A 21,725-nucleotide genomic window follows, 5' to 3' on the forward strand; every position below is an offset into this window, starting at 1 on the left:
CGAAGACCTAGGGCGCTTCACCTAAAAATATTAGGAGCACGAGGTTTATGTTCGATAATCATCCTTTCTATAGTCGTTCGGTCAAAGCGATCGCCGGCGCTGCCCTTGTGGCGTCATCGGTTGGCGTGGCTTTCGGCGCCACGACGCTGACCGAAACCGGTTCCAGCCTGTTGTATCCGTTGTTCAACCTGTGGGTTCCCGCCTACACAAGCAACCACAGCGATCTCAAAATCAACACGGCAGCCACGGGCAGCGGCACGGGCATTGCCCAGTCGACCCAGGGCATCGTGCAGATGGGCGCTTCGGATGCCTACCTCAGCAACGCGCAGATGAAAAAGCATCCGGGCATGCTGAACATCCCGGTGGCGATTTCCTCGCAGATGGTCAACTACAACGTGCCGGGCGAGAATGATGCCAATCTCAAGCTGAGCGGTCCGGTGCTGGCCGAGATCTACAGCGGCAAGATCCGCTACTGGGATAACAAGAAGATCGAATCCATGAACCATGGCGCCGATCTCCCGCACAAGCGCATCGTGCCGCTCCATCGCGCCGACGGCAGTGGCGACACCTTCCTGTTCACCCAGTTCCTGACCAAGTCGGCCGGGCATCACTGGAAGGCGGGTTACGGCACGACCGTCAGCTGGCCGAATGTGCAGGGCGCCATCGGCGCGACCGGCAACTCGGGCATGGTGACCGCGCTGGGTAACAATCCGTACTCGATCGCCTACATCGGTGTCAGCTACAAGGATCAGACGGACAAGGCCGGTCTGGGCGAAGCGATGCTGAAGAACAAGGCCGGCAACTTCGTGCAGCCGGACGAGAAGACTGTCCCGGCGGCGGCCGCTCAGATGGTGCCGAAGACGCCGAAGAGCGAGCGCATCAGCCTGATTTTCGCGCCGGGCAAGAAGTCCTATCCGATCATCAACTACGAGTATGTGCTCGTACAGTCGAAGCAGTCGGATGAGCAGACCGCCAAGGAACTGAAGAACTTCCTGACCTGGGCGGTGAGCTCGGATGGCGGCAACAGCATGCAGTACCTCAAGCAGGTTCACTTCATGCCGCTGCCCGCTCCGGCGCGTAAGCTCACGCTGAACCAGATCGACAAGATCCACGGCTAAAGTCCGGGTGCAGCGTTGATGAGCCGGGCTCCGGCGGTGCATGCGCGCCGCCGGGGTGCCGGCTCTTACGCGTTTCCGGCCAGCAGATAAAACCAATATGTCCGAAGTTACTGCGGATTTCGTCTCGACTCGGCGCAATGCGCGCTGGCAAAGCATTCAGCGGGTATTGTTCGCCCTGTTGCTGCGCTTGTTCTCGCTGATCATTCCCGCGCTCCTGGTCGGACTTTTCCTTTTTCTGACGTGGAAGGCGTGGCCTGCGCTCCAGTTCAATGGCCTGGGTTTTCTGGGCAGTAACGACTGGAATCTGGGCAGCCAATACGGCACGCCGACCACGGTCGATGGCCATATGGTCCTGCCGGGCGCGAGCTACGGCATTTTCTTTCTGATTTTTGGCACCCTGGCGAGTTCCGGATTGGCGCTGCTGTTCGCGGTGCCGGTCGGGGTGCTGGCGGCGATGTTCATCGCCGAGATCGTTCCGGCCGGTGTGCGCGATCTGGTCGCGGCCATCGTCGAACTACTGGCCGCGGTGCCCAGTGTGGTGTTCGGGCTGTGGGGGTACGTCGTTGTCATACCATTGGCCTCACATTATGTGTATCCCTATATGGCGGATGTGCTGGGCTTCATCCCGGGTTTCGGCCGCCCGGTCGGGGCCGGCTACGGTCTGTTGACCGCGGGCATCGTGCTCGCGCTGATGGTCGTGCCGATCATCACGGCCAACGTGCGCGAGGCCATTTCCGCGGTGGCCCAGAGCGAAGTCGAGGCCGGCTTTGCGCTGGGTGCGACGCGCTTCGAGGTGTTGCGCAAGGTGGTCATGCCCCAGGTTCGGCGCGCCATCATCGGCGTGACCATTCTCGGCTTGGGGCGTGCGCTGGGCGAAACCATGGCGGTTCTCATGGTCAGTGGTAACGCCTTGGCGGTGCCGACGAATATCTATAACCCGATGTCCACCATGGCGGCTTTCATTGTCTCGCAGCTGGACAGCGCGCTGCAGGACCCGACCGGCATGGCGGTGAACAGTCTTACCGAGATCGGTCTGGTGCTGTTGATCATGGGGGTGATCGTCAACGCGGTCGCGCGCCTGCTGCTCTGGCAGATAAGAGAGTAACCGAACATGAGTGAAACGTTTGCGAATACGGCGTTCGCCCTCGACGCCAAGTCGCGGGTCCGGTACCACCGGCGACGACTGGTGAGCTATATCGGCTGGACCATCTGCGGTGCCAGTTTCCTGATTCTGGCCGCGGCGCTGGTTGATATTCTGGCGGAAGTCACGGTGGGCGGGTTTTCCGCGCTCAATCTCAAGCTGTTCACCGAACCCACACAGGGCGTGTCCGGCGGTCTTCTGAACGCGATCGAAGGCACGGCGCTGCTCACGGTCGGCTCGGTGGCCATCGCGGGCCCGCTGGGCATCGGTGTCGGCGTGTATTGCTCGGAAAAACGCCATCATCTGTTTTCGCGGGTGGTGCGCTTCATGGGGGATGTGCTGGTCGGCGTGCCGTCAATCGTGCTCGGCCTGTTCGGCTATATCACCATGGTCGTGGCCCTGGGCTGGCATTTCTCCGTGCTCGCCGGTGCGATCACGCTGGCGATCATGATTATTCCGTATATTGCCCGCACCACCGAGTTGGCACTGGTCGCGTTGCCGGGCAGTCTGCGCGAGTCCGCGTACTCGCTGGGCGCCTCGGAGGCCAGCGTCATTCTGCGCGTGTTGATGCCGAGTTGCGCGGGCCGCATTCTGACCGGTCTGTTGCTGGCCATGGCCCTGTCCATGGGCGAGACAGCGCCGCTGATCTACACCGTGGGCTGGTCCAATTACACGTGGAGCGGCCAACTGACCCAGGAGCCGGTGGGCTACCTGACCTACGTCATCTGGTCGTTCATCAACGAACCGTTCGAGTCGGCCCACAAGCTGGCCTTCGCCGCGGCCCTGCTGATCACCTTCTTCGCCCTCACCATCACGTTAAGCTCGCGCCTGCTGCTGCGTTATATCGAAAAGGGGCGTTAACCGTCTGATGGGCGCCTCCCAGGGGGGCCGCGCGTTTCATGCGAGGGCGCCGCGTTGCGCCGTCGATGGACGGCCATTCGGGTGGCGGGCTACTATGCTTGCCTGTGGCAACGCGGGTTCGCGCCGGTATTTCGCGTGTTTTCGTGCCCGGCAGGGCACGGGGAGGGATCGCGTGAGGCAGGACGGTAAATGGCCGCAATGCCGCGGCGACGCGCCGGAATATGGCAATGAATTGGGGTGACAGGACACTGGGTGGCGATGTCATGGGGCGCGAGGCGCAAGGCCGGATTCTGAAATGGCTGTCGTTTGTCAATTGGGTCGTGCTCACGCTGGCGGTGCTGGCCACCCTGACCGGCGCGGTGATCAGTATGCTGACCTGGCCGTTTCCACAGGTCTCCGATAACGGCGGCGGTCTGGCCGACATATGGCTTGCCACCGAACTGGGGGCGGGCGTGGCGCTGTTTGCAACCATCGCGACCTGGCTGACCGACAAGCGGCACCCGACGTTCTGGATCGCGGAACTGGCGCTCGCGGTCGCTGTGCTCATTGCACTCTATTACGGCATTTCTAGCCGCTGACATGGAACCCTTGCGCGAAGTGTCGCCGATGCGTTGGCAACCGCGGCGTTTCAAGTCCGCGGGCATCGTGCTGGCCATCGGCCTGTTCTGGCTGGTGGCCGCCTGGCCGACGAACTGGGGGGTTGCGGCGCTGGGTACCGTGCCCGGTGTGGTGCTTATCGCCACCGGGGCGGGGCAACTGCTCTGGGCGGGGGATCGCCAGCTGTGCTGCCATATGGCGCTGGCGGGCCCGCTGAGTTCGCTCCTGGCGCTGATCCTGATCTACTGGCTCGGCTTGTGGCCCGGTGTGGGGTTGATTATCGGCGGCGCGGCGGTGTTCATGGTGGCCGGGTGGGCGCTGCGCATCCAGCACCCGGTACCCGCGGGTGTGGCGCCACCGCCGACGCAACCCAGACTGCTGGCCAAGATGGCCTGTGATGCGGCCGTGCTCGGTTTTTTCATCAACTGCGCGCGCGTGCCGCGCGGGGCCGCGGTGGATAACGACATCGCCGAGTTGAATGCGATCGGCGAGGTCGCGGCCGAGCGTGACTGGGCGAACTTCCCGGCGCGTTTGCACGGGGCCGCGGCCCCGTTCGAGTCGCCGCGCATCGAGCCGATGCGAACCTTCGGCGTGGACTACGAATGGCTCACCGCGCCTTCGCGCTACACCCCCGATCCCGCATTGCCGGGCGGTGTGCGTTGGCGCGGCCATAAGAACAACCGAACGATGGCCGCGCGCATTCTGCGCCACGGCGAAGGTCGCGGGCGGCCCTGGTTGCTGTGCGTACACGGCTATCGCATGGGCGTCGCCGGGCTCGATTTTCAGTTGTTCGACGTGGCCCGGCTGCACGCGCATCTCGGTCTGAACCTGGTCATGCCGATCCTGCCGCTGCATGGCGTCCGTCGCGCCACGCCGCTCACGGGCGGGCTGTTCCTGGACGGGCCGTTCGCGGATCTGCTGCACGGCCAGGCGCAGTCGCTGTGCGATCTGCGCAGTTGCATTGCCTGGATTCGCGAGATCGACCCCGACGCGCGCATCGGTGTGCTGGGCTACAGCCTCGGCGGCTACCACGCGGCGCTGCTGGCCGCGCACGAACCGGCGCTGGCCTGTGTGATCGCCGGCATCCCGATGACCGATATCCCGGCGACCCTCTGGCAGCATTTACCGACCGCGCACGCGCATTACCTGGAAGCGCGCGGGCTGAGTGCGGCCGCGGTGGGCGAGCGGCTGGCCGCCGTGTCGCCGCTCGCGGCCGAGCCGTGCGTGCCCCGCGAGCGACGCTATATCTTCGCCGCGACGGCCGACCAGTTGATTGCCCCGGAACAGCCGCTCGCACTCTGGCGACACTGGGGCGAACCGGCGCTCCAGTGGTATCACGGGTCGCATCTGTCAGTGCGCCACGAACCCGATGTCCGATCGTTTATCGATCGGGCACTGGCCGAGTCGGGCATGCGCGGCTGAGCCGTGGCGTGGTTGTTGCCGTTCGGAAGCCGGCCGAGCGGGCGCGCCCACGGATCGGCCTCGACCGAGGGCCCGCGGTACGTGCGATGCGCGTTTTTGTGCCGCCGCCGGTTGTGGACGTCGCGCCCGAGGGCCAGAATTGCCTATCGCCGAACCATCGAGATCAGGAGCTGCGGTGAGCAATGTCGTTCTGACGGCCTCGGGGCTGTATACGCCGCCCGAGGCGATTTCCAACGATGAACTCGTGGCGTCTTTCAACGCCTACGTGGATATCCATAACGCCGCGCACGCCGACGATATCGCCGCGGGCCGGGTGGCGCCGCTGTCGCATTCCAACAGTGCGTTCATCACCAAGGCCTCGGGCATCCAGAGCCGCTACGTGGTGGACAAGGCCGGCATCCTCGATCCTGAAGTCATGCATCCGCGTATCCGCACGCGCGGCAACGACGAGCCCTCGCTGCAGTGCGAGATGGCGTTGGCGGCGATCGCGCCCTGTCTCGAGGCCGCCGGTCGCCGCGCCGAGGATATCGACGTGATTCTGGTGGCCTGTTCCAACCTGCCGCGGCCCTACCCGGCGCTGGCGGTGGAAGTGCAGGAGTTTCTCGGCGGCGGGCGTTACGGTTTCGATCTGAACGTGGCCTGCGCCTCCGCGGCGTTCGGTATCCAGACCGCGGCCGACATGATCAAGTCGGGCAGCGCGCGGCGCGTGCTGATGGTCAATCCGGAAATCTGTTCCGCGCACCTGAATTTCCGCGACCGCGACAGCCATTTCATCTTCGGCGATGTGTGCACCGCCGCGCTGCTGGAGCACGCCGACGACGCCCCGCAGGGCACCGGTTTCGATGTGCTCGGTACGCGCCTGGCCACGCACTTTTCCAACAACATCCGCAACAACTTCGGTTTCCTCAATCGCAGCGAGATCGAACCGAGATCCGAGGCCGATCGGCTGTTCGTGCAGAACGGACGTCGCGTGTTCAAGGAAGTGGGGCCGATGGTGGCCGAGATGATCGTCGACCATGTGGCCGAATACGATCGGGCGGCGAGCGATCTCAAGCGGTTGTGGCTGCACCAGGCCAACATCAACATGAACACACTGATCGCCAAGCGCGTGTTCGGCCGCGCGCCCGAGGACGGCGAAATGCCGTCGGTGCTGGCGGAATACGGCAATACCAGCTCGGCCTCGCCGGTGATCGTGTTCCATAAATTCTCCAACGATCTCGCGCCCGGCGATGTCGGCGTCCTGTGCGGCTTCGGTGCGGGGTATTCGGCCGGCAGCGTCGTACTCCGTCGGCGCTGAAGCCATGCTCTTTCTTTCCAGGGACTCCCGATGACCGGCACGCCACAGCGCAAGTATCGCAGCGACTATCAAGCGCCGATCTATCTGATCGACCGCGTCGAACTCGATTTCGACATTGGCGACGGCGCGACCCGGGTGACCGCGCGCTACGCGGTGCGTCGCAATCCGCAGCGCATCGGCGATGGCGGGCGCTGGTGGCTCGATGGCCGCGATCTGCGTTTGCTGAGCATCGCGGTTGACGGCGCGCCCGTGGCGGATGACGCGCTGGAAATCGCCGACAGCGGCTTGTGGCTCGACGATCTGCCGGATCGTTTCGCCCTGACGGTGGTCACCGAAATCGATCCCGACAGCAATCTCTCGCTGGAGGGGCTGTACCGTTCCGGCTCGATTCTGTGCACGCAGTGCGAGGCGACCGGGTTTTCGCGCATCACGTACTTTCCGGATCGTCCGGACGTGATGTCGCGCTATACCACGCGGGTGGAAGCCGATGCCGCGCGCTATCCGGTGCTGTTGTCGAATGGCAATTGCATCGAATCCGGCGCGGCGGGCGAGGGCCGGCATTACGCCGTCTACGAGGACCCGTTCGCCAAGCCCTGTTATCTGTTCGCGCTGGTGGCCGGCGACCTGGGTGTGATCCAGGATACCTTCACCACGGCCTCCGGCCGCGACGTCGCGCTGGCGCTCTACACCGAGCACGGCAACGAGGGCCAGTGTCATCACGCCATGGCGTCGCTGAAGGACGCCATGGCCTGGGACGAAGCGACCTATGGCCTGGAATACGATCTCGACACCTTCGTGATCGTGGCCGTCGGCAGCTTCAACATGGGCGCGATGGAGAACAAAGGCCTCAACATCTTCAACACGGCCTGTATCTTCGCCCACCCCGATACCGCCACCGACGGTGACTTCGCCCGCGTGCGCGACGTCGTCGCCCATGAATATTTCCACAACTACACCGGTAACCGCGTGACCTGTCGCGACTGGTTCCAGCTCTCGCTCAAGGAAGGGCTCACGGTGTATCGCGAGCACCAGTTCGCCATCGACCACGGTTCGCCCGGGGTGACCCGCATCGAGCAGGTGCGCATGCTCCGCGACGTCCAGTTTCCCGAGGATGCCGGACCGCGCGCCCATCCGGTGCGGCCGGAATCGTACGTCGAGATGAACAACTTCTACACCATTACGGTGTATGAAAAGGGCGCCGAACTCATCCGCATGATGGCGCAGATGGCCGGGCGCGAGGCATTCACCCGGGCGGTGCGGCATTATCTGGACAAGCACGATGGCCAGGCCGTGACCATCGAGGATTTCGTGCTCGCGATCGAGGAGTCAACCGGACTGGACCTGACGCAATTCCGTCATTGGTACGCATTCGCCGGCACCCCGCGCCTGCGCGTGACGTCACGTTTCTCCGATGGCCGGCTCGAGCTCGATCTGGCACAGGCCACGCCGGCGACGCCCGGCCAGCAAGACAAGCCGAACTTCGACATACCCGTTGCCGTGGCCCTGTTCGATGATGCTGGCCATCCACTGCGTGCCCCCGAGATCGTCCGGCTGAGCGAGCAGCGCGGCACGTTCGTATTCCACGAGGTGCCCTCGGCGCCGACGATTTCGGTATTGCGCGGCCTGACGGCACCGGTGCGGCTGACATTCGATCAGCCCGAAGCCGCGCTGGTTCGGCTGATGGCGCACGACTCGGATCCCGTGTCGCGCTGGGACGCCGCCCAGAGCCTGTACATGGCCACGGCCACCGCAGCGGTCAGTGCCTATCAGAACGCGCAACCCATGCCGGTGCTTGGCGCGGGCATGAGTACGGCCATCGCGGCCCTGCTGGCCGATCCACCGGATGACCGTGCGTTGCTGGCCGAAATGCTGAGCCTGCCGAGCACGACCCAGATCGGCGAGGCGTTCGATGCGATCGACGTCGCGGCGGTCGAGGCCGCGCGCCGGCACGTCAAGCACGAGATCGCGACGCGGTTTCGGACCGAGCTCGGCCAGCTCGCCGATGCGCACGCGCCGCGCCCCGGTTATGTGTTCGACCCGCAGTCGGCCGGCCGCCGGCGGGTTTTCGCCACTGCTCTGGACTATCTGTCCTGCCTGGATACGCCGGCGCTGCGCGATCGCGCGCATCGGGTATACGATGCCGCCGACAACATGACCGATCGCATGGCCGCATTGAACGCCCTGCAGGAGCTGCCCGGTGCCGACCGCGATGCGGTGCGCGCGGACTTTGCGCAGCGTTTTGCCGATGAGCCGCTGGTCATGGACAAGTGGCTGCGGCTGCAGGCGGCCACGCCCGACGGCGATACCGTGGCGCGGGTGCGGGATATGCTGGGCGATGCCCGCTTCGATTTCAGCAACCCCAATCGGGTGCGCGCGCTGGTCGGCGGTTTCGTGCGCGGCAACCCGCTGGGTTTTCATCGGGCGGACTGCGCCGGTTACGCACTCGTGGCCGACGAAATCCTGCGCCTGGACCGGTTCAACCCGCAACTGGCGGCGGCATTGGCCGGCCTGCTGGCGCCGTGGCGGCGCTATACCGAGCCCTACGCCGCGGGCATGCGCGATGCCCTGGCGCGCGTCGGCGCGGCCGAGCTGTCGGACAACACACGCGAGATCGTGGACGCGGGGCTTGCAGCCGACGCGGCCTGAGCGAGTTGTCTCGCGGCGGCGTTGGGTGTGTCATACAGATGTCACATGACGTTCATAACATCGCCACAAGTTCAGATGCGATACCGCTGCCATGTCACGCAAGCACATACTCGTTGTCGAAGACGAAGCCCCGATTCGCGACATGATCCGGTTCGCGCTCGAGCGCTCGGATTTCTCGGTGGCCGAGGCACCGGATGCCCAGGCCGCGAGGCTGGCCGTGGCCGAGCGCCGGCCGGATCTGGTGTTGCTCGACTGGATGCTGCCGGGGGTATCCGGAATGGAGCTCGCACGTGAGTGGCGGCGTGACGAGCTTACCCAAAACCTGCCGATCATCCTCGTGACCGCGCGCGTGGATGAAAACGACCGCGTGCGCGGGCTCAATCTCGGCGCCGACGATTACGTGACCAAGCCGTTTTCTTCGTCGGAGCTGGTGGCCCGGGTGCGTGCCGTGTTGCGTCGCAGCCTGCCGGGCGGCGAGGACGAGACGCTGGAGCTGGACGGTCTGACCCTCGATGCCGCCAGCCAGCGCGTATCGGTGGGTGACGCCTCGGTGCGGCTGGGCCCCACCGAATATCGCCTGCTGCGTTTCTTCATGAGCAACCCCGAGCGGGTGTATACCCGGGAACAGATGCTGGATCGCGTCTGGGGGCAGAATGTTTATGTCGAGGAGCGCACGGTCGATGTGCATATCCGCCGGTTGCGCAAGGCGCTGGCGCCGCACGGGTTCGACGGTTTCATCCAGACCGTGCGCGGCAGCGGCTACCGTTTTTCGAGTCGTTCGGTGTAGCCGGCCGGCATGGATCCCTCGGCCAATGAAGTACGCCGTATCTGGTGCATGGTCGGCCTGCGGTTCGCCGCCTGGCTGACGGCCGCGGCGCTGGTCGGGCTGGCGTTCGATCGGGTCACCCTGGCCCTGCTGATCGCGCTTGCGATCTACACCTCGGGGCATCTGATATTCGCCTATCAGCTGCACCGCTGGCTGGCGCAACCCCGAGTGGAGCCCCGCGAGGGGGTGGGCGTGTGGCAGGAAATCTATACCGAGTTGTATCGCCTCAAGCAGCGCAACCGGCGGCGTAAGAAGCGGCTCAAGAGCATCGTCGGCGAGTTCCAGGCATCGACCGCCGCGCTGCCCGATGGTGCCGTGGTCATCGACGGGCGCGGACGTATCGTGTGGTTCAACAATGCGGCCGCGGCGTTGCTGGCCTTGCGCGCCGGCCAGGATAACGGCCAGCGTATCGTCAACCTGATGCGGCACCCGCGTTTCGCCGAATTCCTGGCGCGCGCCGACCATATCGGTGAGCCGCTGGAAGTGCCGTCCCCGGCCAACGATACCGACACACTCTCGCTGCGCATCGTGCCCTATGGCAACGGCCAGCGCCTGCTCATCGCGCGCGATGTCAGCGAGCAGAAACGGCTCGAATCGACGCGGCGCGACTTCGTCGCCAATGCCTCGCACGAGTTGCGCACGCCGCTGACCGTGCTGCGCGGTTATCTGGAAATGATGACCGAGGACGCGGCCGACGCAGGGGCGCTTGCGGCCTGGCGCACCCCGATTCGTGAAATGGATGCCCAGTCCGCGCGTATGGGACGCATCATCGACAGCCTCCTGCGCCTGGCGCGACTGGAAAGTGAGGGCCTGGCGCAGGCCCAGGAGACGGTCGACATGCCGGCCATGATCGCCCGTATCGTGGCCGACTTCCGCAAGTCCGACGAAGGCCGCCACCAGATCGATACGGATATCCAGGCCGGACTGTCGCTGTTCGGCCGTCCGTCCGAGATCGAGAGCGTGATCTCGAACCTGGTGGCCAACGCATTGCGCTACACACCCGTAGGCGGGCACGTCACCGTGCAGTGGCGCAATGGTCGCGGGGCAGCACAGCTGGCCGTCAGCGACAACGGGCCCGGCATCGCGCCGGAACATCTGCCGCGGCTCACCGAACGCTTCTACCGGATCGATTCCGGTCGCAGTTCTTCGGATGGCGGGACCGGCCTCGGGCTGGCCATCGTCAAGCACAGCCTCGAACATCACGAGGCCGAGCTGCATATCGACAGCGAGCTCGGGCAGGGCACCACGTTCCGTTGCCTGTTCCCGCATCAGCGGCTGGTCGGCGCCGACGCGGCATAGCGATTCGGTGTAATCGTTCGTTCCGTGCCGCCGAACCGGTGCCCGCTACGCTGAAATCCGCGCTGGCCCTGTCATCGAACCCCTTGAAATGCCTGCGTCTTGTCTGGCGGGGCTGGGCCATGCGCCCCGAGAATCGTAATTTTCACTTCTTGCAATAAAACGGTCATAAGCGGGGTGTTTAATTGGCGCATCGTCCAGCTCGGGTCGAGTTGCGATTGCACCTGCGCAACCAGGTGTGGTGCAAGGGCACGCGCCCGGCCGGGGTAGCGATGCAGTCGGGAACCGACTGTGCCAGTAGGGCAAAGACGCCCGGATCAATCTGCTTCGAGGGAGAAACTTTATGTCGATTAAGGCCCAATACGCTGGTTTGGCAACCGGCCTCGTTTCCATGGCCACGGTGTTCGGCGTCGCGCCCGCCGCGCATGCGCTGGATTTCAAGATCTCCGGCCAGGTCAATCGGGCCGTTATCGCCGCCGACAATGGCAAGTCCACGGACGCCGGTCTTGTGGACAACGGTTCCTCGCCGACGCGTTTCGCGTTCAAGGGCACCCAGGACGTCAACCCGAACCTCAAGGTCGGTTTCGATTACGAGCTCGGTGTATTCGTCAATAAGTCCGGTACTTACGACGTCAACAAGAGCGCGACGGGCACCTCGACCGATAACCGTCAGGCCAATGTCTTCTTCGAGGGCAGCTTCGGTAAGCTGACCTTCGGCAAGACCGACGGCGCCGCCAACAGCACGTCCAAGGTTGACCTGTCGGGTCTGACCGATCTGGGTGGTGGTTCGGTCGTGGGCGACTACTTCGGCGGCCTGAGCTTCGTCAACGGTGCCGGCCAAGCGGGTCCCACACTTAAAAACGGCTACAGTAACTTCGACGCGCTGTCACGTGTGAATACGGTGCGCTACGACACGCCGAGCTTTAATGGCGCGACGCTTTCGGTGAGTTATGATCAGGGCCAGGCTTACGAAATCGCGCCGCGTTACGAGCACAAGTTTGCCGACGGTGTGAAAGTTGCGGGTGCCGTCGACTATGTCGATAGCGGCAACCGGAACAAGGGTATTAACCAGGCTGGCTATGTCAGCCGCAATGAGTATTTCCATGAGTTCGGCGGATCGGCTTCGGTGCTGTTGCCCTCGGGGCTGAACTTCTTTGCCCAGTACAAGCGCCGCAATTATCACGATACGACGTATAGCTTTGGCGGCGGCCAAATCGATCATGCCCAGTCCTACTCGGGCGGCATCGGCTATATCCGCGGCAAGAACCATATCCAGGCGTTCTTCGGCCAGACCGATGATCTGGAGAGCAAAAACAGCCGCGTGCGCAACTACGGCGTGGCTTATCGCTATGATCTGCTCAAGTCGGTTAACATGTACGCCTCGTACCATCACCTGACCGGCGACAATCTGGTCGGCAGCAACGGCAATTCGTTCAACGCCAAGAACATGAACGTCGTGTTCGCTGGCGTGCGTGTGAAGTTCTTCTAGGAAATCAATGCAATCTACCTACGCCATTACGGGCCTGGTGATGCTGTTGGGGTTGGCCGGATGTGCATCCGGCTTTCCCCATGGCAAGCAGGTCGACTACGACAACCTGCCCGGTGAAAACGATTCGGCCAAGGGGCCGGGTCTGCTCAGCGGGGACCATTACGACGCCTCGGACGGTGGCGGTACGCTGCTGTATTCGGACAAGAACCCGCAAAAGTCGGTGTTCGGATCGGTACGCAGCCAGCGCTCGAACAGCGACCAGGGTCAGTCGGCCTCGAATGCATCGGGCGGTTCGCCGAGCGCCTCCGGCGCCGGCGCCAACGGCAGCTTCTCCGATTTCAAGCAATTCCAGGAATACGAGCATTTCAAGAATCTCCCTGCGAATTCGCCGGAAAAACAGCGTTTCCAGACCTTCCAGCAATGGAAGGAGTACAAGCGCTGGGAGCGGCAACAGAAGCAGCAGTAGGAATAATGTCCTGCTGCTGACGCCGCGTTCCTGTTTTGGCGTCTGAACGATAACCCCGGCTCGTCCGGGGTTTTTTTTGGCGTGGCGCCCGGCGGGGCTGGGGCGCGGGCCGCGTGAAGCGCCGCGATTGCTTGTGTTTTCCGGCTGTTCGTCGCCGTTGTCACGAGCCCGTCATATCCGATGCGCATAATTTCCCCGGTCGCGTTCTCCCCGCGACCGGGGTCGCGGCTGCCGAGTCCAGCGCTCGAGCCGGTCCCGCAAGGTGGGTCATGGCCGGTTCTGTCCCTGCCGGTCGCATTGTCTGATGCGATGCAACCCACATCCACAGATGGCTCCCATTCTTTAGCCCGGCTTGTCCGGGCTATTTTTTTGTGTTGTCGCATACGGACGGGCTTCGGCATCAATGGTTTCGTGCCGGACGATAGCGTCGTCGATAAACGCGGATCACCGCCAGGTCGTTCGCCGTGGGAGGCGGGGATTGTGTGCCAACGGATTCGTGCGGCGGATGCGCCGGCCGGCGCCCGTCGCGAAAGACGTTATCGTTGCCGGTCGGGTTCAGCGGGGCGCCTGGACAGCGGTGCGCGTGCCGCTTCTTCCGGGGCCCGTGTGGGCCTGCGTCAAGTGTCATATGAGTGTCATAATTTGCGCCTAACGTTGAAGACTCCAATTGGGGCGGGCCGAGAAGCGCCCGTTATGCGGATGCGGCAGAAAGGAGAATTCTGTGCGAATGAGTTTCATTAAGACGTTGGTTACCGCTGTTGCGGCGCTGTCGATCTGGGGGTCGGCCGGTGCGGCGGTTAAGCAAATCAACGGCGCTGGTGCGACGTTCCCTTATCCGGTTTACTCCAAGTGGGCGCAGGCCTACCAGAAAGAAACCGGCGTGCAACTCAACTACCAGGCCATCGGTTCCGGCGGTGGCATCAAGCAGATCGAAGCCAAGACCGTGGATTTCGGCGCGTCGGATGCGCCGCTCAAGAAGAACGAGCTCGACAAACACGGTCTGTTGCAGTTCCCGATGGTGATGGGCGGCGTGGTGCCGGTCGTGCATCTGAAGGGAATCCAGCCAGGCAAGCTGCGCCTGGACGGTAAAACCCTGGCCAGGATCTATGCCGGCAAGATCACCAAATGGAATGATCCGGCGATCAAGCAGCTCAATCCGAACCTGAATCTTCCGGACACGGATATCACGGTGGTGCACCGTTCCGATGGCTCGGGTACGACCTGGAACTTCACCAGCTATCTGACCAAGGTCAGCGACATCTGGGCCAATGGCCCCGGCCACGCCAAGGCCGTGTCCTGGCCGACCGGTGTTGGCGGCAAGGGCAATCAGGGTGTGGCGTCCTACGTGAACCGCATCAAGAACTCGATCGGTTACGTCGAGTACGCCTACGCGCTGCAGAACAAGATGACCTATGTCTCGCTCGAGAACAAGGCGGGCAACTTCGTGCAGCCGACCGCGGCCAACTTCCAGGCGGCTGCCGCGAACGCCGATTGGGCGAATGCACCGGGCTTCTATGTAGTGTTGACCGATCAGCCGGGCGCCAAGAGCTGGCCGATCACCGCGGCGACCTACATCCTGATGTACAAGCACCCGAAGGATCCGAAGACGGCGCAGGCCGTGCTCAAGTTCTTCGACTGGTCGTACAAGAACGGCGACCGGATGGCCGAGAAGCTCGACTATGTGCCGATGCCCGACAGCGCCGTGAAGCTGGTTCAGGACAAGTGGCACAGCCAGATGAGAGACGACAACGGCCAGCCGATCTGGCCCGTGCAGCAGTAATCCCTGTTGCGACGCGATTCGCCGTTCGAGCGGCGGATCGCATCGAGCGGCCGACCCAATGACTGGGTCGGCCGTTTTCTTCGCGTGCCATGGTATGCGCCCCGGGCATGCGAGGAAAACGGCTGACTCGCCCGATGGAGAACGAGATTGAGTGACATGATCGCCCCTGAGAGCCCGCAGGCATTCGCGACGGGCCGGCGCGCCGCTGGCGGCCTCGGAGATCGCATTTTTCATGTGGTGACCGCGACCTGCGCCGTGATTGTGCTCGCCTTGATTGCCGGTATTGCCGTGTCGCTGGTCATCGGCGCCTGGCCGGCACTCAGCAAGTTCGGCTTCGGCTTTCTGCTCAGCAGTGAATGGAACCCGGTGACCGATACCTTCGGCGCGCTGGTTGCCATCTTCGGTACCTTGGTCAGTTCGGCGCTGGCGATGGTGATCGCCGTGCCGGTGAGTTTTGGCATCGCCCTGTTCATTACCGAGTTGTCGCCCGCCTGGCTGCGCCGGCCGATCAGCACGGCGATCGAGTTGCTGGCGGCCATCCCCAGTATCATCTACGGCATGTGGGGCCTGTTTGTCTTCGCGCCATTCCTGTCCGATTACGTCCAGCCATGGTTGAACGGCGCCTTCGGCGACCTGCCGGTCTTCGGTTACCTGTTTTCCGGGCCGCCGATCGGTATCGGCGTATTCACTGCGGCCCTGGTGCTCGCGATCATGGTGATTCCCTTCATCACGGCCGTAATGCGCGATACCTTCGAGGTCGTGCCGGCCGTGCTCAAGGAATCCTCCTATGCGCTGGGCGCGACCACCTGGGAAGTCGTGCGCAGTGTGATCCTGCCGTTCACCAAGACCGGCGTGATCGGTGGCATCATGCTGGGACTCGGGCGCGCGCTCGGCGAAACGATGGCGGTGACCTTTGTCATCGGCAATTCGCACAGTATTCCCAATGGCTTGTTCTATCCGGGCAACAGCATCGCCGCGACGCTGGCCAACGAGTTCACCGAGGCCTCGGGCGGGCTGTATACGTCGGCGCTGATCGCGCTCGGGCTCGTGCTGTTCGTGATCACGCTGATCGTGCTCGTCCTGGCCCGGCTGTTGTTGATGCAGTTGTCGAGCCAGGAGGGTCGCTAGTGCTCGGTAACGCCGATTCATTGCCGTGTTGCGGCGCTTTTTCGCGCCATGCGGCGCCGCCGCCAGGCACCGCATTTCCCGATACGGCGCGCCGCCGTGTCCGGCCTTGCGACAGTGCGAGCGCCGGCCGGCCGGCCGCCAACGCGGCGCGACGTGAAACGCTAACCCCGGGGGATCGAACGTGACGCTTTATCAGAAACGCCAGTTCATCAATCGCTTCAATATGGGGGCCGCGGTCGCGACCACGGCGTTCGGCCTGTTCTGGTTGGCCTGGCTGCTCTGGACGCTGGTCGGGCATGGCGTGGGCTATCTGAACTGGGAGGTCTTCACCCAGCCGACGCCGGCGCCGGGTAATAGTGGCGGGCTGTCGAACGCGATCGTCGGCAGCCTGATCGTGACTTTCATCGGTACCGGCATCGGCGCGCCGGTCGGCATCTTCGCCGGCACTTATCTGGCCGAATACGGCCGCAACCGGCGGATCGCGGCGATCGTGCGGTTCTTCAACGACGTGCTGCTGTCGGCGCCCTCGATCATCATCGGCTTGTTCGTGTATCAGATCGTGGTGTTGACGATGGGGCATTTCTCGGCGCTGGCCGGGGGCATCGCGTTGTCGCTGATCGTGATCCCGCTGACCCTGCGGATCACCGAAAACATGATGCGCCTGGTGTCCGATCAGATGCGCGAGGCGGCCGCGGCACTGGGTATCCCGCGCTGGAAGGTGATCACCCGGATCGTTTATCGCGCGGCGTTGTCCGGCATCATCACCGGCGTGATTCTCGGCATTGCGCGCATCGCCGGCGAGACCGCGCCACTGCTGTTTACGGCCTTGAACAACAACTTTTTCAGCACGAATGTGCTGCAGCCGATCGCGAATCTGCCCATGATGATATTTCAGTTCGCGCTCAGTCCGTACGAGGACTGGCATCATCTGGCGTGGGTTGGCGCGTTTCTCATCACTTTCGCAATCTTGGCGCTCAACGTTCTGGTGCGGCTCGTACTCCGCCCGAGCAAATAGGAGAGCATTATCATGGCCAGTACTTCGACCGATTCGCTTTCCCCGAGCTCGACGTCGTCGGTGACGACACGCAACACCCATGACGAGGCCGGGCCACGCAGCAAGACGGAGTCGCCGACGGCGGACGGCGCCGCCGACAACGCTACGTCCGGCGCTTCGAAGACCGAAGCGCAGAAGATCACCGGCGTCGTCGCCAAGGACAACCCCTGCAAGGTCGCGGTGCGCGACCTGAACTTCCACTACGGCGACTTCCACGCGCTCAAGGACATCAACGTGGAAATCGTCGACAAGGAAGTGACCGCTTTCATCGGCCCGTCGGGCTGTGGCAAGTCGACGCTGTTGCGCTGCTTCAACCGGATCTTCGAGTTGTACCCGGGCCACAAGGCCTCCGGTGCCATCGAGATGGACGGCATGAATCTGCTCGATCGCAGCGTTGACCTGAACGTGTTGCGCTCGAAGATCGGCATGGTGTTTCAGAAGCCCACGCCGTTCCCGATGAGTATTTACGACAACATCGCCTTCGGCGTGCGCCTTTACGAGAAGCTCAAGCGCCGCGAGATGGACGACCGCGTGGAATGGTCGTTGCGCAAGGCTGCGTTGTGGGACGAGGTCAAGGACAAGCTGCGCGCCAACGGCAGCGCGCTGTCGGGCGGTCAACAGCAGCGGCTGTGCATCGCGCGTGCGGTGGCGGTCAAGCCTGATGTACTGCTGCTCGACGAACCGGCCTCGGCGCTGGATCCGGTGGCGACGCTGAAGATCGAGGAGCTGGTGCACGAACTGCGCGAGGAATACACGATCGTGATCGTGACCCACAACATGCAGCAGGCTGCCCGCGTGGCCGGCTATACCGCGTTTTTCCATCTCGGCGAAGTGGTCGAATACTCGGATACGGATTCGCTGTTCACCAACCCGCGGGAAAAACGCACCGAAGACTACATCACCGGCCGCTACGGCTGATCGATACAAACGACGCGCAACCGCGACGAGGTCATCATCATGGAATTGGACAAGGTCGGCATCGAGAGACATACCTCCAAACAGTTCGACGTCGAGCTTGAGGATGTACGCGAACGCGTACTCACCATGGGCGGGCTGGTCGAGCAACAGATTGCCAATGGGGTCAAGGCGCTGGTCGAAGGCAATGGCGCGCTGGGCGAGGAAGTCGCCCGAAGCGACTACAAGATCAATGCCATGGAAGTGGCGATCGACGAAGAATGCACCAAGATCCTGGCGCGGCGACAGCCCCAGGCCGGCGATCTGCGGCTCGTGCTCGCGATTGCCAAGACGATCACCGACCTTGAGCGGATCGGCGACGAGGCCGAAAAGATCGGCCGCATGGCGATGCAGCTCGCGGGGCAGGAACGCCCCAACAGCGCCTTCCACCAGATCGACGCACTGGGCCGACACGTGCGCCAGATGGTGCGCGACGTGCTCGACGCCTTTGCCCGGATGGATACCGAGACGGCGCTGACCGTCGCGCAGCACGACACCGAGGTCGATCGCGAGTATGAAGGGGTGATGCGGCAGTGCATCACCTTCATGATGGAGGATCCGCGCACGATTCGGCACATGCTGGATGTGATGTGGGCGGTCAAGGCACTGGAGCGCATCGGCGACCACTCGACGAACATCGGCGAGTATGTCGTCTACTTTGTCGGCGGGCGCGACGTGCGGCACATCGGCATGGAGGAACTGGAAAAGGAAGTCAAGAGCAGTCGGCGCAAACCAAGCTAGCCAGCGCCCTGTGACGACCACCGCTCAAGTCGTGGTTTTCGATTGCTTTTTCGTGCCGGGCAGGGCGCGGTGATACGCCGTATCCGGCAATAGGGCGTATCGCCGCGGCCTACGGCGCCTGAATGGCCGAGAAACCGGCCGGTGGGTCGGCGGTGCAGGCGACAAGGGCAGTCGGCGGCGGCGCCGGCCTTGTGCCCGGGCGGCTCGGGCGGGCGATGCAGCGCAGCGCGCATGCCGGTGCGTCGCCTGGCGCTTGCTATCGGCAACGCGGCACCTTCGCCAGTCGTACCTTGCCGGCCCTTGTCCGGGAAAGGCGATAGCTCCGAAAGGCCTTGCCGCCGCTGCTGGCGGATCGCTACCGGGCGGTCTGAGCGGGCTCGGCGTGTTTGCGCGCAGCGCCAACAGGGCCGGACTCGAACGCCAGGGGGCCGAGCTTTGATACTATCTGCGCGGTTCGAATGCGTGGACGGTCCCGTTGGCGAAAAAATCTCGTAAACCCGGTAAACGATCCCGGCCGAAACGCGGACAGCCGCGCGGCTGGCTTCGCCGGTTGCTGCCCTACCTGGCGTTACTGCTCTGCGCGGGCGCGGCGGCGCTGGCGCTGTACATGGTCCATCTCGATCACGAGGTGCGCACCAAGTTCGAGGGAACACGCTGGAAATTGCCGGCCAAGGTCTTCGCGAGCCCGCTACAACTGTATGCCGGGCTGGATATGTCGAAGCAGGGGCTTGAGCAACGGCTGGGGCGGCTGGGCTATCGCGAGGCCGATTCAATCAACAACCAGGGGACATTCGAGGCGTCGAGCTCGACGTTGTCGATCCATACCCGCCAGTTCCAGTTCTGGGACGGTACGCAGCCGGATCGCGAGGTGAAACTCACGTTCAACGGCAACGGCGTGTCGTCCATCAATGCCATCGACGGCAAGGGCAATCTGGCGCTGATCCGGCTCGATCCGCTGCTGATCGGCAGCATTTATCCGGCCAAGGGGTCGGATCGGATTCTGGTTAAGCTGGGCGATGTGCCGCCCATGCTGCCCGCCGGGCTGATCACGGTCGAAGACCGCAATTTCATGACCAATTGGGGAATTTCGCCCAAGGGGATTGCTCGCGCGGCCTGGGCCGATTTGCGCGCCGGACATATCGTGCAGGGCGGGTCGACGCTCACCCAGCAACTGGTCAAGAACTTTTATCTGAGCAATCGCCAGACGCTGGGGCGCAAGATCAAGGAAGCGCTGATGGCGATTCTGCTGGATGCGCACTTCTCGAAAGACGAGATTCTGCAGGCTTATATCAACGAGGTTTATCTCGGCCAGGATGGTTCGCGCGCGATCCACGGCTTCGGGCTGGCGAGCTACTTCTACTTCCGCAAGCCGATTCAGGAACTGCAGCCGAACGAAATCGCGTTGCTGGTGGGCATGGTCAAGGGCCCGAGCTACTACGATCCGCGCCGGCATCCCAAGCGCGCCAAGTCGCGGCGAAACCTGGTGCTGAACATGTTTCACAACGCCGGGTTTCTCAAGGACAAGGCCTGGAAGAAAGCCAAGGCAGCGCCGCTGGGCGTGACCAGCCATTCGGCTTACGGCAACAGCCAGTACCCGGACTTCATTGATCTGGTGCGCAAGCAGCTGCACGGCCAGTACAAGGATGCCGACCTCACCGAGGCGGGCCTGCGAATCTTCACCACGCTGGATCCGAGCGTGCAGGCCGCGGCGGAGAAGGAAGTCGACCAGGGGCTGAAGCGGGTCGAGAAGGCCCACGGCATCAAGAAGAATAGCCTGGAATCGGCAGCGGTGGTCACCAGCGTCGAGGGCGGCAAGGTGCTGGCGCTGGTCGGCGGGCGCGATCAGGGCTATGCCGGCTTCAACCGCGCGCTCGATGCGCATCGGCAGGTCGGCTCGTTGATGAAACCGATCGATTACCTGACGGCGCTGGAAAATCCGTCCAAGTTCAATGCGATCACCCCGCTCGACGATTCACCGCTCGCGGTCAAGCTGGCCAACGGCCAGACCTGGCGCCCGCACAATTACGAACGGCGCAGCCACGGCACGGACGTGCCGGTGTACTACGCGCTGGAACACAGCCTCAATCTGGCGAGTTCGCGGCTGGCGTTGTCGACCGGCATCCCGAATATCATCAAGACGCTCCACGATCTCGGTTATCCCGGTAATCCGATGGCGGTGCCGTCGCTCGCGCTGGGTGCGGTCGGCATGACGCCGCTCGATGTGGCCCAGATCTACAACACGCTGGCCACCGGCGGGTATTACACGCCGCTGCGGGCCATTCGTGACGTGACCACGCGCACCGGCAAGCCGCTCAATCGTTATCCGCTCAAGGTCCATCAGGTAGTCCAGCCGGGGCCGGCCTATATCATCCAGTGGCTGATGGAGCGCGTGGCGCGCCACGGTACCGGTGCCGGCATGTATCGGGTGTTGGATGGGGCCAAGCAGATGGCGGGCAAGACCGGGACCACCAACAATCTGCGCGATGCCTGGTTCGCCGGTTTTGGCGGCAATCGCGTGAGCGTGGTCTGGGTCGGGCGCGACGACGACAAGTCGGCGCATCTCACCGGGGCCACCGGTGCGCTGCCGATCTGGTCGCGCATCATGAGCGATATCGATGCGCGCGGTATCGTGAACACGCCGCCGGACAGCATCAAGCAAGTTCCGTTGCACCTGGTGTTCGACCCGAGCGCGGTCAACCAGGGCCTCGGGCCGGACCCCGATGCGATGTACGGCAATGGGCAAAACTGTCCCAATGCGGTAAAAGTACCCTTTATCAAGGGTTATGTGCCACAGGGCCTCGCGCCGTGCGATACCGACATCATGAGCGCGAATCGCCGTCACCAGCAGAAGCAACAGCAACCGAATAATGATCAAGGCAAGGGCAACTGGTTCCACCGTCTGTTCTGAT

General features: G+C 63.5%; 17 protein-coding genes. All 17 read left to right on the forward strand.

Annotated elements, in window-relative coordinates; genetic code table 11:
- Positions 1-47: 47 nt before the first annotated feature.
- The 17 genes from pstS (ACS8YF_RS01290) to mrcB all read left to right on the forward strand — a co-directional run bounded on the left by pstS (ACS8YF_RS01290) (position 48) and on the right by mrcB (position 21,724).
- On the forward strand, positions 48-1,118 hold the full coding sequence (gene pstS, locus ACS8YF_RS01290; RefSeq protein ID WP_440848410.1) for a phosphate ABC transporter substrate-binding protein PstS: 1,071 nt from the start codon (positions 48-50) through the stop codon (positions 1,116-1,118).
- Between the two features lie 97 nt (positions 1,119-1,215).
- On the forward strand, positions 1,216-2,223 hold the full coding sequence (gene pstC / locus ACS8YF_RS01295) for a phosphate ABC transporter permease subunit PstC (RefSeq protein WP_440848411.1): 1,008 nt from the start codon (positions 1,216-1,218) through the stop codon (positions 2,221-2,223).
- A 6-nt stretch (positions 2,224-2,229) separates the two neighbouring features.
- Positions 2,230-3,120, forward strand: coding sequence for a phosphate ABC transporter permease PstA (gene pstA, locus ACS8YF_RS01300; RefSeq protein ID WP_440848412.1), 891 nt, complete (start codon positions 2,230-2,232; stop codon positions 3,118-3,120).
- A gap of 227 nt (positions 3,121-3,347) precedes the next feature.
- A complete protein-coding gene (locus tag ACS8YF_RS01305; protein WP_440848413.1) occupies positions 3,348-3,698 on the forward strand; it encodes a hypothetical protein in 351 nt (116 codons plus the stop codon).
- Positions 3,699-3,726: 28 nt separating this feature from the next.
- Complete coding sequence (locus ACS8YF_RS01310) at positions 3,727-5,139, forward strand: alpha/beta hydrolase family protein (RefSeq protein ID WP_440848414.1); 1,413 nt, start codon at positions 3,727-3,729, stop codon at positions 5,137-5,139.
- 175 nt (positions 5,140-5,314) lie between these two features.
- Positions 5,315-6,436, forward strand: a complete 1,122-nt coding sequence (locus tag ACS8YF_RS01315; protein WP_440848415.1) for a beta-ketoacyl-ACP synthase III — start codon at positions 5,315-5,317, stop codon at positions 6,434-6,436.
- 30 nt (positions 6,437-6,466) lie between these two features.
- Positions 6,467-9,082: an aminopeptidase N gene (pepN, locus tag ACS8YF_RS01320; protein WP_440848416.1), complete on the forward strand. Its 2,616-nt coding sequence runs from the start codon at positions 6,467-6,469 to the stop codon at positions 9,080-9,082.
- 91 nt (positions 9,083-9,173) lie between these two features.
- Complete coding sequence (phoB, locus tag ACS8YF_RS01325; protein ID WP_440848417.1) at positions 9,174-9,869, forward strand: phosphate regulon transcriptional regulator PhoB; 696 nt, start codon at positions 9,174-9,176, stop codon at positions 9,867-9,869.
- A 9-nt stretch (positions 9,870-9,878) separates the two neighbouring features.
- The gene (phoR, locus tag ACS8YF_RS01330) at positions 9,879-11,207 is read left to right on the forward strand and encodes a phosphate regulon sensor histidine kinase PhoR (RefSeq protein ID WP_440848418.1); all 1,329 of its coding nucleotides are present in this window, start codon (positions 9,879-9,881) and stop codon (positions 11,205-11,207) included.
- A gap of 340 nt (positions 11,208-11,547) precedes the next feature.
- Positions 11,548-12,693 carry a porin gene (locus ACS8YF_RS01335; RefSeq protein ID WP_440848419.1) on the forward strand — a complete coding sequence of 382 codons (1,146 nt, stop codon included), beginning with the start codon at positions 11,548-11,550 and terminating at the stop codon, positions 12,691-12,693.
- A gap of 7 nt (positions 12,694-12,700) precedes the next feature.
- Complete coding sequence (locus ACS8YF_RS01340) at positions 12,701-13,159, forward strand: hypothetical protein (RefSeq protein WP_440848420.1); 459 nt, start codon at positions 12,701-12,703, stop codon at positions 13,157-13,159.
- A gap of 727 nt (positions 13,160-13,886) precedes the next feature.
- Positions 13,887-14,939: a phosphate ABC transporter substrate-binding protein PstS gene (gene pstS, locus ACS8YF_RS01345; protein WP_440848421.1), complete on the forward strand. Its 1,053-nt coding sequence runs from the start codon at positions 13,887-13,889 to the stop codon at positions 14,937-14,939.
- Between the two features lie 147 nt (positions 14,940-15,086).
- Positions 15,087-16,067, forward strand: coding sequence for a phosphate ABC transporter permease subunit PstC (gene pstC, locus ACS8YF_RS01350; RefSeq protein ID WP_440848422.1), 981 nt, complete (start codon positions 15,087-15,089; stop codon positions 16,065-16,067).
- A 181-nt stretch (positions 16,068-16,248) separates the two neighbouring features.
- Positions 16,249-17,082 (forward strand): phosphate ABC transporter permease PstA, encoded by an 834-nt coding sequence (gene pstA, locus ACS8YF_RS01355; protein WP_440848423.1) that lies wholly within the window; start codon positions 16,249-16,251, stop codon positions 17,080-17,082.
- Positions 17,083-17,094: 12 nt separating this feature from the next.
- A complete protein-coding gene (gene pstB / locus ACS8YF_RS01360) occupies positions 17,095-18,039 on the forward strand; it encodes a phosphate ABC transporter ATP-binding protein PstB (RefSeq protein ID WP_440848424.1) in 945 nt (314 codons plus the stop codon).
- Positions 18,040-18,084: 45 nt separating this feature from the next.
- Complete coding sequence (gene phoU, locus ACS8YF_RS01365; RefSeq protein ID WP_440848564.1) at positions 18,085-18,816, forward strand: phosphate signaling complex protein PhoU; 732 nt, start codon at positions 18,085-18,087, stop codon at positions 18,814-18,816.
- Between the two features lie 550 nt (positions 18,817-19,366).
- Complete coding sequence (gene mrcB / locus ACS8YF_RS01370) at positions 19,367-21,724, forward strand: penicillin-binding protein 1B (RefSeq protein WP_440848425.1); 2,358 nt, start codon at positions 19,367-19,369, stop codon at positions 21,722-21,724.
- Position 21,725 lies beyond the last annotated feature (1 nt).

It is taken from the genome of Salinisphaera sp. SWV1 (genome assembly GCF_052044155.1).
Classification (GTDB): Bacteria; Pseudomonadota; Gammaproteobacteria; order Nevskiales; family Salinisphaeraceae; genus Salinisphaera.

Excerpts from the sequence above, each read along its gene's own strand:
- ACS8YF_RS01305 (WP_440848413.1), top strand. The coding sequence starts at position 3,348 with ATGAATTGGGGTGACAGGACACTGGGTGGCGATGTCATGGGGCGCGAG.
- pstC (WP_440848411.1), top strand. The coding sequence starts at position 1,216 with ATGTCCGAAGTTACTGCGGATTTCGTCTCGACTCGGCGCAATGCGCGC.
- ACS8YF_RS01335 (WP_440848419.1), top strand. The coding sequence starts at position 11,548 with ATGTCGATTAAGGCCCAATACGCTGGTTTGGCAACCGGCCTCGTTTCC.
- ACS8YF_RS01340 (WP_440848420.1), top strand. The coding sequence starts at position 12,701 with ATGCAATCTACCTACGCCATTACGGGCCTGGTGATGCTGTTGGGGTTG.
- ACS8YF_RS01310 (WP_440848414.1), top strand. The coding sequence starts at position 3,727 with ATGCGTTGGCAACCGCGGCGTTTCAAGTCCGCGGGCATCGTGCTGGCC.
- pstS (WP_440848410.1), top strand. The coding sequence starts at position 48 with ATGTTCGATAATCATCCTTTCTATAGTCGTTCGGTCAAAGCGATCGCC.
- phoB (WP_440848417.1), top strand. The coding sequence starts at position 9,174 with ATGTCACGCAAGCACATACTCGTTGTCGAAGACGAAGCCCCGATTCGC.
- pstA (WP_440848412.1), top strand. The coding sequence starts at position 2,230 with ATGAGTGAAACGTTTGCGAATACGGCGTTCGCCCTCGACGCCAAGTCG.
- pstS (WP_440848421.1), top strand. The coding sequence starts at position 13,887 with ATGAGTTTCATTAAGACGTTGGTTACCGCTGTTGCGGCGCTGTCGATC.
- pstB (WP_440848424.1), top strand. The coding sequence starts at position 17,095 with ATGGCCAGTACTTCGACCGATTCGCTTTCCCCGAGCTCGACGTCGTCG.
- pepN (WP_440848416.1), top strand. The coding sequence starts at position 6,467 with ATGACCGGCACGCCACAGCGCAAGTATCGCAGCGACTATCAAGCGCCG.
- phoR (WP_440848418.1), top strand. The coding sequence starts at position 9,879 with ATGGATCCCTCGGCCAATGAAGTACGCCGTATCTGGTGCATGGTCGGC.